General features: G+C 71.9%; 9 protein-coding genes. 4 read left to right on the top strand and 5 right to left on the bottom strand.

The features are described 5' to 3' along the window. Nucleotides 1-4: 4 nt before the first annotated feature. From C8E97_RS32460 to C8E97_RS32440, 5 genes are all read right to left on the bottom strand, one after another. A complete protein-coding gene (locus tag C8E97_RS32460; protein WP_121009911.1) occupies nt 5-1,204 on the bottom strand; it encodes an aminotransferase class III-fold pyridoxal phosphate-dependent enzyme in 1,200 nt (399 codons plus the stop codon). Nucleotides 1,205-1,235: 31 nt separating this feature from the next. Then, the gene (locus C8E97_RS32455) at nt 1,236-2,312 is read right to left on the bottom strand and encodes an amidinotransferase (protein ID WP_121009908.1); all 1,077 of its coding nucleotides are present in this window, start codon (nt 2,310-2,312) and stop codon (nt 1,236-1,238) included. Nucleotides 2,313-2,388: 76 nt separating this feature from the next. Further along, nucleotides 2,389-3,615, bottom strand: coding sequence for a glycosyltransferase (locus C8E97_RS32450; RefSeq protein ID WP_121009905.1), 1,227 nt, complete (start codon nt 3,613-3,615; stop codon nt 2,389-2,391). Between the two features lie 36 nt (nt 3,616-3,651). After that, nucleotides 3,652-4,476 (bottom strand): phytanoyl-CoA dioxygenase family protein, encoded by an 825-nt coding sequence (locus tag C8E97_RS32445; protein ID WP_170212055.1) that lies wholly within the window; start codon nt 4,474-4,476, stop codon nt 3,652-3,654. A 59-nt stretch (nt 4,477-4,535) separates the two neighbouring features. Then, the gene (locus tag C8E97_RS32440) at nt 4,536-6,500 is read right to left on the bottom strand and encodes a carbamoyltransferase family protein (protein WP_121009902.1); all 1,965 of its coding nucleotides are present in this window, start codon (nt 6,498-6,500) and stop codon (nt 4,536-4,538) included. 681 nt (nt 6,501-7,181) lie between these two features. On the opposite strand from C8E97_RS32440, the gene C8E97_RS32435 reads away from it, so the two are divergent. From C8E97_RS32435 to C8E97_RS32420, 4 genes are all read left to right on the top strand, one after another. After that, a complete protein-coding gene (locus tag C8E97_RS32435; RefSeq protein WP_170212054.1) occupies nt 7,182-8,000 on the top strand; it encodes an aminoglycoside phosphotransferase family protein in 819 nt (272 codons plus the stop codon). Nucleotides 8,001-8,516: 516 nt separating this feature from the next. Beyond that, a complete protein-coding gene (locus C8E97_RS32430) occupies nt 8,517-10,064 on the top strand; it encodes an AMP-binding protein (protein WP_121009896.1) in 1,548 nt (515 codons plus the stop codon). After that, entirely contained in the window at nt 10,061-11,878 is a 1,818-nt protein-coding gene (locus C8E97_RS32425; RefSeq protein ID WP_121009893.1) for an ABC transporter ATP-binding protein, read from the top strand. The genes C8E97_RS32430 and C8E97_RS32425 overlap by 4 nt, the downstream gene beginning before the upstream one ends. After that, on the top strand, nt 11,875-13,668 hold the full coding sequence (locus tag C8E97_RS32420; protein ID WP_121009890.1) for an ABC transporter ATP-binding protein: 1,794 nt from the start codon (nt 11,875-11,877) through the stop codon (nt 13,666-13,668). The genes C8E97_RS32425 and C8E97_RS32420 overlap by 4 nt, the downstream gene beginning before the upstream one ends. Nucleotides 13,669-13,680 lie beyond the last annotated feature (12 nt).

The following is a 13,680-nucleotide window of genomic DNA, read 5'->3' as shown; positions in this document are numbered from 1 at the left end:
GCCTTCATCCGTACGCCGCCACGGCCTCGTAACCGGTGGTGATGACGTCGATCGCCCACCGGACGTCCTCCGAGGTCATCGCCTCGCAGGTGAACCAGTGGTGCCCCCGCGACAGCAGGAGCCCCTGTTCCCAGACGGTTTCGTAGAACTTCTGCTCCGCCCTCATCAGCGCCTCGCCGGTGAGGTCGAACTCGTGGTAGGGCATGGGCGGCAGGCCGACCGGGCGCACCGGCGCGCCCGTCCTGGCCGCCGCCGCGGCCAGCCCGTCGAGCAGTTGCCGCCCGCGCGCCCACACGGTCTCCAGCGCGTCGGTGTCCCGGAGGACCCGGATCGTCGCCAGCGCCGCGGCCATGCCGTCGGAACTGCGGAAGAACACGCCGGACAGCGACACGTCGGCGAGGGTCCGCATGACCTCCTCGCGCCCGGCGAGGGCCGAGACGGGGTGCCCGTTGGCCATCGCCTTGCTGAGCGCGACGAGGTCCGCCGAGACGCCGAAGTACTCCTGGGCGCCCCCGAGCGCCAGCCGGAACCCGGTCCGGACCTCGTCGAGCACGAAGAGGCTGCCGTACCGGTCGGTGAGCCTGCGGCACTCGTGCAGGTACTCGCGGTCGAGCACGTGCCCGTCCGCCGGCATGACGACCAGGGCCGCGATCCGGTCGCCATGCCGGGCGAAGACCTCACCCAGGGCGTCCACGTCGTTGAAGGGGACGGTGATGGTGAGCTCCCGGTAGGCGTCGGGGATGCCCGCGCCCCGCGGCGCGCACCAGTCGTGCCAACCCTGGTAACCCCAGCGGACCACCAGGGATCGCCTGGTGTAGGCGCGGGAGATCCGGACCGCCGCGCTGGTCGCGTCCGAGCCGGACTTCAGCGGGATCGTCATCTCCGCGTTCGGGACGACCTGCGTCAGCAGGTCGGCCAGCTCCAGTTCCTTCACCTTCCGCAGGGTCGGCGAGACGCCTTCGCGGATGTCCTGGACGACCTCTTCGGTGACGCGCGGGTCGGCGTGCCCGAGGATGACGGACCCGAAACCGAGCAGGAAGTCCAGGAACGGCCGGCCGGCCTCGTCCTTCACCCTGGCGCCGCAGGCGGACGAGACCCATTGCGGCTCGTTGGCGCCGGCGATGCCCCCACCCAGCAGGTGGGGTTTCGCGAGCACCCCACCGTCGATCAGCGTGGCTCGCTCGATCAACGCGTGCGCGTCCACGTAGGTCCTCCAGTTCCGGACGTCGCGGTGACTAGGCGAAGTAGCTCTGCAACTCGCCTTGGCGGCGGATGTCCAGGCTGCAGCAGTGGAAGCTGCCGCCGAACTGGAACACCGCGTCGAAGTCGACGGTGATGACGTCGATCTTGAGCGACTTGAACAGCTCGATCAGCGGGGTCTCCGCCGACTCGACCACGACCGTCTCCGGGTTGAGCATCAGGATGTTCATCGAGATCCAGTTGCTCACGTCGCGCGTGGTCGGCGGGCCGGTGCGCACCGACGGGACGGCGTCGACCAGGCGCCAGTCGTTGTCGGCGAAGAACTTCGCCGAGTCGTCCTTGAAGGGGCGCTCCGGGTTGGTCAGGGCGAGGCCGGGGCGCAGCGGGACGAGGGTGGTGTCGATGTGCTGCGGGTAGCGGTCGGTGAACTCGACGACCCGCACCCGGAACTCCGGGCCGAGGTAGCGGCGGAGCCACTCGATGCCGAACCTGTTGGTCACCACGTCGGGCTGGACGAAGATGTCCCGACCGCACCGGGTGAACGACGCGGCGTCGAACAGCGGCTCGAACTCCGTCAGCGCGGGGTGCGTGGTGAAGTCGTACAGCTCGTCCTCGGTGGTGTAGTCCTCGGTGTAGGTCTCCGCGGTGAGCTGCGGGCGCGGCGCGGCGACCCACTGCGCGCCACCGGCGAAGTACTCCTTGACCAGCCGCCGGTAGGCCCGGTACTCGAAGAACCGGCCGCGCTGCGCCATCGGGACCTCGATGATGCGGTCGCCGACGACCAGCATGACGTCGCGCGGGCAGGTCTGCGCGTGCCCGTTGGCCACCTCGAAGTCGGGGGTGGAGAACGGCGCGATGTGGTTCACCGGGTCGGGGCGCTGGACCGTGACGCCCTCCTTCTCCAGCGCCAGGGCGAACGTGTCGAGCTGGCGCTCGGCCCGCTCCACGTCCTCCGGCGGGTACGGTGCGCCCTTGAACCCGCGCTCCGGGTCGGCTTTCGGGTAGTAGGCGGCCAGTGCCGGTTCGAACGCGAGTTTGCCCGCACCACGAGCCGTACCGATGATGACCTCTTCCAGGGGGTCCCACTCGTTGTAGGAAGAGACGATGGTCATGTGACAGTGCCTTTCTCGGTGAAATGGCCCCGGTGGTGGATCTCCGGGTGTCTGTCGTGCCGTGGGTGTCCGCCGGTCACTTGCCGGCTGTCTCGGACCACGCCTTGTCCAGGTGCGACAGGGCGTCATCCCACGTGGGCAGGAGGTGGCGGACCGAGTCGAGGTGCTTGCGCAGCTGCTCGGCGGACGCGCCGTCCACCAGCAGGTGGGTGACGGCGTCCGCGAGTTCCTCCGCCGAGTCGCGCACCAGGACCGCCTCGCGGACCTCGGGGTCGATGCCCTGGACGCCCGCGGGCGTGCTGACCACGGCGCAGCCGGCGGCCAGGCCCTCCAGGATCTTCGCCTTGGTGCCACCGCCGAACCGCAGCGGGCAGAGGAAGACGTCCGCCGCGCCGAGCAGCGGTCCGAAGCTCGGCAGGGTGCCGAGCAGCCGGACGGACGGGTCGACCTCGGTGAGGCCGAGCGCCTCCCGTGTCTGGCCGCTGCCCGCGACGGCGAGCGTCGCCGCGGGCACCCGTGCCCGCACCCGCGGCCAGATGTGGTCGAGCAGCCACAGGGTGGCGTCGCGGCTCGGGCTCCACGCCGCGCTGCCGGTGTAGACCACCAGCGGACCGTCCACGGTGGTGCGCCCGAACTCGCCGGGGTCGTCCGACGCGCGGAAGTGGTCGCAGCCCATCGGCAGCCACGACACCGACAGGTCGGGCATGTCCGCGCGCATCACCGCTTCGTCGTCCAGGCTCACCACGCCGCACTTCGCGGCCCGCCGCCACGCGGCGTGTTCGAGGTCGCGGGTGACCGTCCAGTGCGGACCGTCCCCGCCGAGCACCTCCTGCCTGCTCTTCTCCAGCTGGTACTCGATGTTCTCCTCGACCAGGTGCACGGGCACGCCGCAGTCCTCGGGCACGTGCGGCATGAGGAAGAAGCCCTCCACGTGGACGAAGGAGATGCCGTTGGCCGCGATGAACGACCGCAGGTACGGGTTGACGTCGGCGCGGCAGTGCCGCCGGACGCGGTCGGGCAGCACCGCCGGGTCGCCCTCCGCCGGGTCCGCCTCGAAGAACGTGACGGTGCGGCAGTGCCGCAGCAGGGCGTCGAACGTCTCGACGTCCCGGTCGAAGTGCGGTGTCACCGCGACGAAGTGCACCTCGTACAGCCCGTCCAGCCTGGACAGGAACTGCCACTCGCGCACCTGGCCGCCGCTGTGCGGCGGGTACGACGACTGGTTGGTCAGGTAGAGCACCGCTGCCTTGGGCGGCCGGTTCCAGGACTGCCCCGAGGTCCGCGACGCGAATCGTCCCGGCATCTCAACCACGCTCCGTGTCAGTCAGAGGCCGTCGGGTCAGTCCTGGAACAGGCCGTCGGCGTTGGTGGGACCGCTGCGGTCCTTGCGCGTCGTCCAGTCGCGCGGGGGACCGCCGACCACGCCGAGCCCCGACCACACGTCGTAGCCGAGCAGCTTGCGCTGGCCGGCCGTGAGGGACGAGCGGACCTCGGGCCTGAGGGAGCGCATGATGTTCTCCTGCTGCCGGATGTAGGGCGCGCAGTAGTGCGACAGGATCGCGATCCGGGTGCCGGACTCGGTCTTGTTCACGCCCGCGCCGTGCCACACCCGGCCGTCGAGCACGACCGCGCTGCCCGCCGGGCCGGTGATGGACTCCAGCCGCTCGTGGGTGCCGTCGGGCGCGCGCTGGAGCAGGTGGCTTCCGGGCACGACCACGGTGGCGCCGTTCTCGGAGGTGAAGTCGTCGAGCGCCCACACGACGTTCATCGACGACACGTACGGCCACGGCTCCGGGACGTACTGCTGGTCGGCGTGCAGCTGCTGCTGCACGTTGCCGGGCTTGGCGATGTTCGCGGTGATGCTCGACAGCAGCGGGTCGGGCCCGACCTGGTCCGCGGCGAACTCGACGGCCACGGGGTGCTCCGCCAGCTCCAGGAACTCCTGGCCGTGGTTGAGGAGCATGAAGACCTTCTGGTTCCCGTTGGTCGTCCAGTCCTCCTGCCGCTCGCGCTGCTCGGCGGCGACGACCTCGACGCGCTCGCGCAGCCGCGCGACCTGGTCGGCGCTCAGCAGGCCGGCCAGCACGGCGTAGCCGTGCTCCCGGACGTCGCGCTTGGCCTGGGCGAAATCGGTGGTAGGAGCGGGCAGTGTCTTCTCGGACACGGGTTCCCCTGTTCTTGTCGTCACTTGTCGGAGGGACGCGGAGGGACGCGGGGGCCGGCTCAGCTCGGCGAGACCACGACGAGGCGGTTGTCCCAGAGCCTGCGCACCTCGCGGACCAGCTCCTCCCGCTCGTCGGCGGCGAGGGGGAGGTCGGAGATCCGGCCGCCCTCGCGCAGCAGCTCGGCGAGCACCGCGCTGACCGGGGTCCTCCGGTTCGGCCGGCTGGTGCGGATGATCACCTGGTTCTCGCCGTGGCGGTCGACGGTGCGGACCACCTGGCAGAACCGGGGGATCTCCAGGCGGGACTTGGCCAGCGCCTCCGCCGGGGTGTCGGTGCGCTGCACCACGTACGGGCCGACCACCAGCAGGTCCAGCCCCGTGGTGAGGAAGCTCGTCACCGCGTCGTCGACCGACTGCACGATCGGCTCGGCGTGGTTGTTGAAGGAGGTGTTGAGCAGCACGGGGACCCCCGCGACCGCCTCGAACTCCTTGAGCAGCCGGTACAGCCGGGGGTTCTGCTCCTCGCGCAGCGCCTGGACGCGGGCGGTGCCGTCCACGTGCGTGATGGCGCCCAGGCCGGCGCGGTGCTCCTCGCGCACGGGCACGACGAAGCCCATGTAGCTGTGGTCCGCCTCGGCGCCGTCCAGCTCGAAGTAGGTCGCGGCGTCGGGCGCGGTGACGACGGGGGCGAACGGGCGGTAGTCCTCGCGCTGCTTGATCATGAGGTTGACCCGGTCGCGGTTCTCCGCCGGGCGGGGGTCGGCCAGGATGCTGCGGTTGCCCAGCGCGCGGGGGCCGAACTCGGCCCGGCCCTGCGTCCACCCGATCACCGTGCCGCCCGCGAGCGCCGCGGCGACGTCCCGCTCCAGGTGCTCGGGCCGCTCGTAGGTGATGAAGTCGCCCCAGGCGTCCAGGCGCGCCCGGATGTGCTCGTCGTCGCCCAGCGGCGCGCCCAGGTAGGCGGTCGGGCTGAAGACGTCGTGCACCCGGCCGTGGAGCCGCCGGTCGATGATCATGGCCGCGCCCAGCGCCGCGCCCGCGTCGTGCGGCGACGGCGGGATGAACACCCGCCGCACGCCGGGCAGCTTCAGCAGCTTGCCGTTCAGCGTCGTGTTCTGCGCGACGCCGCCCGCGAGGCACAGGTCGGTCAGCCCGGTCCGCCGCAGCCAGTGCTCGATCACGTGCAGGCCGATCCGCTCGACCGCCTCCTGCGCCGCCGCCGCGAGGTCCTTGTGGACGCGGGTGATCGGGTCGTCGTGCCGTCGGGGCGGGCCGACCTCCTCGATCAGGGTCTTCACCACGCGGTCGTTGGCCAGCGCGTAGTTGCCGTCGGGGCCGAACGCGTACAGCTCGGAGAACAGCTTGCGGTACACCGAGCGGTCACCGAACGAGGCGAGGCCCATCACCTTGTACTCGTCGAAGTTCTTGTAGCCGACGTACTTCGTGACCGCGGTGTAGAAGTGGCCGAGCGAGTTGCTGCGGTTGTAGGCGTGGAGGAGGCGGATGCCGTCGCCGTCGCCGGCGAACACGCAGATGCCGTCGCGCTCGCCGTTGCCGTCGGACACCACGATGAGCGCGGACGACATGCCGGAGTCGTAGAACGCCGAGGCCGCGTGGGTCTCGTGGTGGGTGAGGAACGAGGTCGGCCGGTCGCTCAGGTCGACCCCGGTCGCCTCGGTGATCCGCTGGTGCAGGAGGGTCCGCGAGGGGACCAGGGGCATACCCGGGTCGTCGAGGGCCTCTCGGGCGATGTCCTGGTCGGTGTAAGCCTCTTCGAAGAAGTAGGCGACGTGGGAGATGTCGCGCGCGTCCGTGCCCGAGGCGTCCAGGCAGGCCCGGATGGCGTTGATCGGGAACCTGTTGGTGTGCTTGTCGCGGTTGAGCCGCTCCTCCTCGATCGCCGCCAGGGTCCGTCCGTTGTGGACCAGGCAGGCCGTCGCGTCGTGGTAGAAGGCGAAGAACCTGCTCGGGTCGTAGTCGTCCGTCTCCGTGGCGAAGAGGCCGGACACGCCGAGAACTGCCATGTTGGGAACTCCAGGGATGTGCGGCACCGACGCACGGGCGGACCAGCGTTCCGGTGCGGGACTGCGTAGGCGGTTCCACCGCGCGCGCCGGCTCGCCGGTCGGGCGGAATGCCCACCGGTCGGGTCGACGTGCACGTCGAAAGAATTGGCGCACTGCCGCGCGGCCGAGAAAAAACGGGAACCGTGCACCTGAATGTCGAGCCCGGTCCGCACGCGTCGGTGCGGACCCCGGAACCGGCGGTCAGGGTCCGTCCACCTTTATCACCGCGCCGGTCGCGCGGTTCTGGAACGGTTCATTCGCCGGTCCGGCACGAGCTCGCCCCGCGGCGCTCTCCGCCCCGCGGGTCGTTCACGGCCTCGGCGTGGAAACTACGAAGCGGTCGAAACCACGGCTTCCCCCAGGTCGTCGTTCGTAAATGTCCGCAATGTCGCCGCAGACGCTACACGACCGGGTCTTTCAATGCCACTAGTCTGTTGGTGTAGTGACCCGTGGCTCTCCGTAGCAAGTGTGCGGTGCGCCTCAGCGTTAATCCTGTGAACGGTTGAACGCCGGCCCGGCGCGGGCTTCGGTCCGCGCGCGGGCACGACACGTAATGCGAAGGACATCGGATGGTCATTAAGATTCCTGAGCGCTTTGTTCGGGAAACCGTATTCCGGTACGGCCCGCGCGGCAGCCGGTGGGTGGACGGGCTGCCGGACGTCGTCGACCGCTTGACCGGGCGCTGGGGCCTGCGCCTTGAGGGACGGGTGCTGCACGGCAACTGCGCGGTCGTGCTGCCGGCTTCGACCGCCGCGGGTGAACGGTGCGTGCTGAAGGTGTCGTGGCCGGATGACAAGACCAAGTACGAAGCTTCGGCATTGGCCGCGTGGGGTGGAAAGGGCGTGGTCCTGCTGCTGGACCGGGACGACGAGGCGTGCGCCCTGCTGCTGGAGCGGCTGGACGAGGATCGCTCCCTGCTCGACGCGCCGGTGGACACCGCCGTCGAGGTGGGCGCGCGGCTGCTGGGCGAGCTGGCGATCCCGGCGCCCGACGGCTTGCCCACCCTCGCCGACCAGCAGCGGGGCTGGCGCGAGCAGGTCGTGGCGGACTGGGCGAGGACCGCGGCCCCGGTGCCGCGACGGGTGCTGGACGCGGCCCTGGAGGCTTCGGTGGCGCTGAGCGCGTCGAGCGCGTCGATCCTGGTCGACCAGGACCTGCACTACGCCAACGTGCTGGCCGGTGCGCGCGAGTCGTGGCTGGTCATCGACCCGAAGGTGGTGGTCGGGGACCCGGAGTTCGGCGCGAGCCCCCTGCTGTGGAACCGGTTCGAGGCGATCGACGGACCCGCGGCGTTCGACGCGCGGTTGCGGGCGGTGGTCGACCACGCCGGCCTCGACCCGGACCTGACCAGGGCGTGGACGCTGGTCAGGGCGGTCGACTACTGCGTCTGGTCGGCGGTGAGCGGTGCGGGGCCGGACGTGGAGGTCGGTCGGCTGATGTGCCAGTGGCTGATGCGGTGAGCCGGGCGTGGTCCGGGTCGCCCGCGTGGCGCGCGGCGGGGTCGGGCAGTCGGCCGAGGGCGCTCCGGTGAAATATTTCCGCCGACGCTCCGACGAATGGTCACGCGGTCCCGGCACATGCCGCACCGGCTCCTCCCGGCGGGTGAGGGCACGCTCCGTTCGGAGTCGGGTGCGACGTTCCGGTGAACGAGCGATGAAATGGTCGGCCGCGTTCCCGTCCGGCGCGCGGGGCGGCCCGGTGGTAATGGGAGTCATTTGTGAACGCGTGGTCGGGGCGTCCCGTGGACGGACTGCGGCTTTCCGCAGCAATGATGTGTCCTGCGTCACTGCGGCTTGTTGTCGCCGTCGCCGGATAGTTAGGTTCGCACCCGGTGGTCGAACCTCGGCGCGTTCGTCTCGCCCCACCATTCTCGTGAGTCAGCGGTCTGACCTTTCGCGTGTGTGCGGCACTCGCCCGTAAAATCAACGGTGTCCCGACCGGGCCCGCGCGCGTGTCCTTATGGGGGATCTGTGGATATGGAATCAGTCGCGAACCCGCGGATCGTGGCGGAGGTCGTGCGGGACGTCTACGCGATCGCCGCGGCGGAACCCCGTCGAACCGCGATCGTCCACAACGGTGAGGTGGTCGACTACGCGACGCTGGCCGACTGGATCCGCTCGACGGCCGGGCTGGTGCGCGCGGCGGGTCCGTCACCCGCGCCGGTGGCGATCATCGAAGCCTTCACCCCGCGCACCATCGCCGCGGCGCTGGGCGTCTGGGCCGCGGGCCGGGCGTACTGCGCGCTCGACCCGGCCGCGCCGGTGAGCCGGCTGGAGACCCTGGTGCGCGACCTCGGCTGCACCCAGCTCATCTCCACGTCGGCGGAGGACCGGGTGCCGGAGGTCGCCGAGGTGATCCGTCCGGAGTGGACGGTCACCTCCGGTGGCGGCGAGGACGTGCTGGTGCCGGTGTCGCCGGAGGACCCGGCCTACGTCCTCTACACCTCCGGCAGCACGGGCACGCCCAAGGCGGCCGTGGTGCCGTTCCGCGCGATCGCCGCCGTCGTGCCCGAGCTGGTCCGGCTCTACGACGTGCGACCGGACGACCGGGTGCTGCACTTCACGCCGCTGTTCTGGGACACCAGCCTGGAGGAGCTGCTGCCCGCCTTCGGCCGGGGCGCCGCCGTGCTCATGGACGACCAGGCCGACATCGACCTGCACTACGTCCTGGCGGAGTACGAGGTGTCGGTGCTCAACCTGCCCACCTCCTTCTGGAACGAGTTCGTCGGGTTCCTCCTGGACGAGGAGCTGGAGCTGCCGAAGACCCTGCGCACCGTCGTGATCGGCGGCGAGCAGGTGCGGCTGGACATGGTCGAGCAGTGGCGCAGGCTCGGCGCGGACCACGTCCGCCTGCTCAACACCTACGGCTCGACCGAGACCGCCCTGGTGACCCACGCGTGGGAGCTGTCCGGCCCCGGCGTCGCACCGGGCCGGGAGGTGGTCGACGTCGTGCCCATCGGCGCGCCGCTGCCCCACGTCGACCAGAAGCTCGTGCACGAGGGCCGGGTCGTCACCGAGCCGGGCGCGGAGGGCGAGCTGTACCTGGCGGGTGACAACATCGCGCTCGGCTACCACGCGCGCGACGAGCTGAACGCCGAGCGGTTCCCGGTGCTGGACCTCGGCGACGGGCCGAAGCGGTACTTCCGCACCCGCGACCTGGTGGCGGCGACCCCGTCCGGCGCGCTGGTCTTCCGCGGCCGGGCGGACCTCACCATCAAGGTCCGCGGCATCCGGGTCGACATCGGCGAGATCGAGTTCTGGATCGGGCGGCACCCCGGTGTCGCGTCGGTGGTGGTCGTCGAGGTCGAGAAGAACGAGCACAACGGCCTGGTCGCGTTCGTCGTGCCCAGGCGGGAGGCCGATCCCGACGCCCTGCCTCGGGAGGTCATCGCCCACCTGCGCGCGAACGTGCCGCCGTACCTCGTGCCCGGCGCGGTCCGCGTGGTGCCGGAGCTGGTGCACACGCGCACCAGGAAGATCGACCGCGACGGCACCCGCGCCCGCTACGCGGACGACCTCGCATGAGCGTCGACGACCGGGAGCCGGTCGGCCTCCACGCCACCGGCCCGCTGGACTACCTGTGGCAGCTCGCCAAGGCGCGGCGCGGCCCGGTGCTCGCGAGCACCGCGGTCGGCGCCGTCTGGATCCTGCCCGGCGCCCTGCTGCCGTTCACCGTGGGCGAGGCGATCGACGCCGGGATCGCGGGCGGCTCCTCCGGTGAGCTCGTCCGGTGGTTCCTGGCCACGCTCGTCCTCGTCCTCGTCCAGGCGGTGACCGGCGGCCTGCTGAACCAGGCGGCCGGGCTGGCCGGCCTGCACGCGTCGGCGACGACGCAGGACCTGGTCAACCGGCACGTCGCGCGGCTCGGTGACTCCCTGCTGATCCGCGCCCGGACGGGGCAGGTCATGTCGGTGGCGAACACCGACGTCGACTCGGTCGGCGAGGGGTTCGAGACCCTGGGCCGCACGGTCGGCGCGGTCGTGGGCCTCACCGTGGTCGTCGTGGTGACGATGAGCCACTCGCCGGTGCTCGGCCTGGCGCTGGTCGTCGCCGTCCCGCTCGCCGTGCTGGGCATCGGCCTGTTGCTCAAGCCGCTGCGCGAGCGCAACGAGGAGCAGCGCGACGAGCTGGAGGGCGCCACCTCGCTCGCCGTCGACGTGGTCTCCGGGCTGCGCGTGCTGCGCGGCATCGGCGGGGAGCGCGTCTTCTCGCGGCGGTTCCGCGAGGCGAGCGAGCGGGTGCGCGCCACCGGTGTCGCCGCGGCGCGCAGCGAGGCGTGGTTGACGTCGGCCGGTGTGCTGTTCCCCGGCCTGATCACGGTGGGCATCACCTGGCTCGGCGCGCGGCTCGCGCTGTCGGGCGTGATCGCGCCGGGCGAGCTGGTCGCCTTCTACGGCGCCTCGGTGTTCCTCGTGCTCGCCATCACCAACATCACCGAGGCGATCGGCACGCTCAGCCAGGCCAAGGTGTCCGCGGGCCGCGTGGTGTCGCTGCTCGGGCTCGACCCGGTCCTCGACGAACCGGACGAGCCCCGCGCCGTGCCCGCGGGCCCGCTCGACCTGCACGACCCGGAGACCGGCGTCACCGCGCCCGCGGGCGAGCTGACCGTCGTGGTCGCGTCGTCGAAGGCGTCCCGGTCCCTCGCCCGGCGGCTCGCGCACTACCCGGTCCTCGACTACCTCTCCGACCCGGACGAGGAGGAGGACGAGGACGACGAGGACTTCGAGGACGTCGAGATCCCCGTGAACCACCGGCGCTCCGTGCTGGTGGGCGGGGTGCCGGTGGCCGACGTCGGCCTCGGCGAGGTGCGCCGCACGATCCTCCTGGCCGGGCACGCGCACCGCATCTTCTCCGGCGTCCTGCGGGCGGAGCTGACCTCGGGCCGCGGCGACGGTGCGGACGCGCCGACGCTGGAGCAGGTGCTCGCCGCGGCCGGGGCCACCGACGTGGTGGAGGCGCTGCCCGACGGCCTGGCGAGCGAGCTGCCCGAGAACGCCAGGAGCCTGTCCGGCGGCCAGCGCCAGCGGTTGGTGCTGGCCCGCGCGCTGTACGCGGCGTCGGACGTCCTCGTGCTCGACGACCCGACCTCCGCCGTCGACTCGTACACGGAGGCGCAGATCGCCGAGGCCGTGGCGCGGCTGCGCCGGGGCAGCACGACCGTCGTGCTCAGCCGCAGCGCCCTGTGGCGGGGCGTCGCCGACCACGTGGTGGAGATCGAGGACGACCCGTTCGACGACGGGGACGACGACGCGGACGACGCGGACGACGCGGACGACGCGGACGACGCGGACGACGCGGACGACGCGGAGAACCAGGCCATCCGGGAGGCTGCCCGATGAACCGACTGCCGCTGGCCGCTCCGGAGGACCTCCGCGACTGGTTGCGCCAGTACCTGCGGGCCGACCGGCGGGGCGTCGTCGTCGTGCTCGCCCTCACCGTCGCCGCCACCGTCGCCGGCCTCGTCGGTCCCGCGCTGCTCGGCGAGTTCGTCGAGTCGGTGCAGCGGGGCACGACCACCGCCCACGTGGACCTCCTCGCGATCGCCTTCGTCGTCGCCCTGGTCGTCCAGGTGCTGCTGCACCGGGCCTCCCGCGTGCGCGCGGCCGTGCTGGGCGAGGCGGCGCTCGCCCGCACCCGCGAGCGCTTCGTCGACCGGGTGCTGCGGCTGCCGCTCGGCGAGGTCGACTCCGTCGACTCCGGCGACATGCTCAGCCGCGCGACCTCCGACGTCGAGAAGCTCGACGAGGGCGTGCGGCACGCGCTGCCGCAGATCTTCACGGCCCTCGTGCTGCTGGCGCTCACCCTCGGCGCGATGCTGGTCACCTCGCCGCTGCTCACGCTGGTCGCCCTGATCACGACGCCGCTGCTGGTGCTGAGCACGCGGTGGTACCGCAAGCGCGCGCTGCCCGCCTACGAGCGGCTGCTCGAACAGTGGTCCGACGTCCGGTCGAGCACCCACGAGAGCGTGCTCGGCGCGTTCACCGTCGAATCGCTGCGGCTGTCCGGCCGGCGGATCGACCACGGGAACCGCCTGCTCGCCAGGGCGCGGAAGACCCAGAAGCACACGATCGGGTTGCAGAGCCGGTACTTCCCCTGCCTCGACCTGTCGGTCTTCCTCCCGATGGCGGCGATGCTGCTGCTGGGCGGGTGGGCCTACGCGAACGACCTGGTGAGCCTGGCCGCGCTGACCGCGATGGTGCTCTACGTGGAACGGCTCGCCGATCCGCTCGGCGACCTCATGGCGTGGTTGGACGAGCTCCAGATGGGGTGGGCGGCGCTGCGCCGGATCCTCGGCGTCGAGCGCATCCGGGTCGACCGGGAGGACACCGCCGGCGTACCCGCCGAGCAGGGCACGGGCGGCTCCGTCGTGCTCCGGGGCGTCCGGTTCGGCTACACGCCCGACCGGCCGGTGCTGCACGGCATCGACCTGGAGGTCGCCGCGGGCGAGCGGATCGCGGTCGTCGGCTCGTCGGGCGCGGGGAAGTCGACCCTGGGCAAGCTGCTCGCGGGCGTCCACCGGCCCACCGCGGGGACGGTCCACGTCGACGGGGTCGACGTCTCGGACCTCGGTGCGGACGAGCTGCGCAAGCGGATCGCGATGGTGACCCAGGACACCCACGTGTTCGCCGGGACGGTGCGCGACAACCTCGCGCTGCCCGAGCCGCCGGCCGGGCAGCCGGACGGCTGGACCGACGAGCAGCTCCTGGAGGCGGCCAGGGCGGTCGGCGCGGACGAGTGGATCGAGTCGTGCGACGACGGGCTCGACACGGAGGTCGGCCCCGGTGAGACCCACGTCCCCGAGGCCGTCGCCCAGCAGTTCGCCCTCGTCCGGATCCTGCTCGCGCAGCCGCAAGTGCTGCTCCTCGACGAGGCGACCTCCGCGCTCGACGCCGCGGCGTCCGAGCACGCGGAGGGCGCGCTGTCCGCCGTCGCCAGGGGGCGGACGGTGATCGCGATCGCGCACCGCCTCGACGTCGCGCGGGACGCGGACCGGATCGCGCTGATGGAGGGTGGCCGCCTGGTCGAACTGGGCAGCCACGACGAGCTGCTCGAACAGGGGGGGCTCTACGCCCGCCTCTGGCGCGCGTGGACCGCGGCGGAGGCCGAGACCGCAGGCGCCGCCGGCTGATCCGAGCCGCCC

Origin of the sequence: Saccharothrix australiensis (genome assembly GCF_003634935.1) — a bacterium.
In the GTDB taxonomy this organism is placed as follows: Bacteria; Actinomycetota; Actinomycetes; order Mycobacteriales; family Pseudonocardiaceae; genus Actinosynnema; species Actinosynnema australiense.
The sequence above is the reverse complement of the archived record's forward strand: the minus strand, read 5'-3'. Positions and strand labels throughout refer to the sequence as shown.

Bases quoted from the DNA above. Each gene is read 5' to 3' on its own strand.
- C8E97_RS32430 (WP_121009896.1), top strand. From the start codon at position 8,517: ATGGAATCAGTCGCGAACCCGCGGATCGTGGCGGAGGTCGTGCGGGAC.
- C8E97_RS32440 (WP_121009902.1), bottom strand. From the start codon at position 6,500: ATGGCAGTTCTCGGCGTGTCCGGCCTCTTCGCCACGGAGACGGACGAC.
- C8E97_RS32425 (WP_121009893.1), top strand. From the start codon at position 10,061: ATGAGCGTCGACGACCGGGAGCCGGTCGGCCTCCACGCCACCGGCCCG.
- C8E97_RS32420 (WP_121009890.1), top strand. From the start codon at position 11,875: ATGAACCGACTGCCGCTGGCCGCTCCGGAGGACCTCCGCGACTGGTTG.
- C8E97_RS32455 (WP_121009908.1), bottom strand. From the start codon at position 2,312: ATGACCATCGTCTCTTCCTACAACGAGTGGGACCCCCTGGAAGAGGTC.
- C8E97_RS32450 (WP_121009905.1), bottom strand. From the start codon at position 3,615: ATGCCGGGACGATTCGCGTCGCGGACCTCGGGGCAGTCCTGGAACCGG.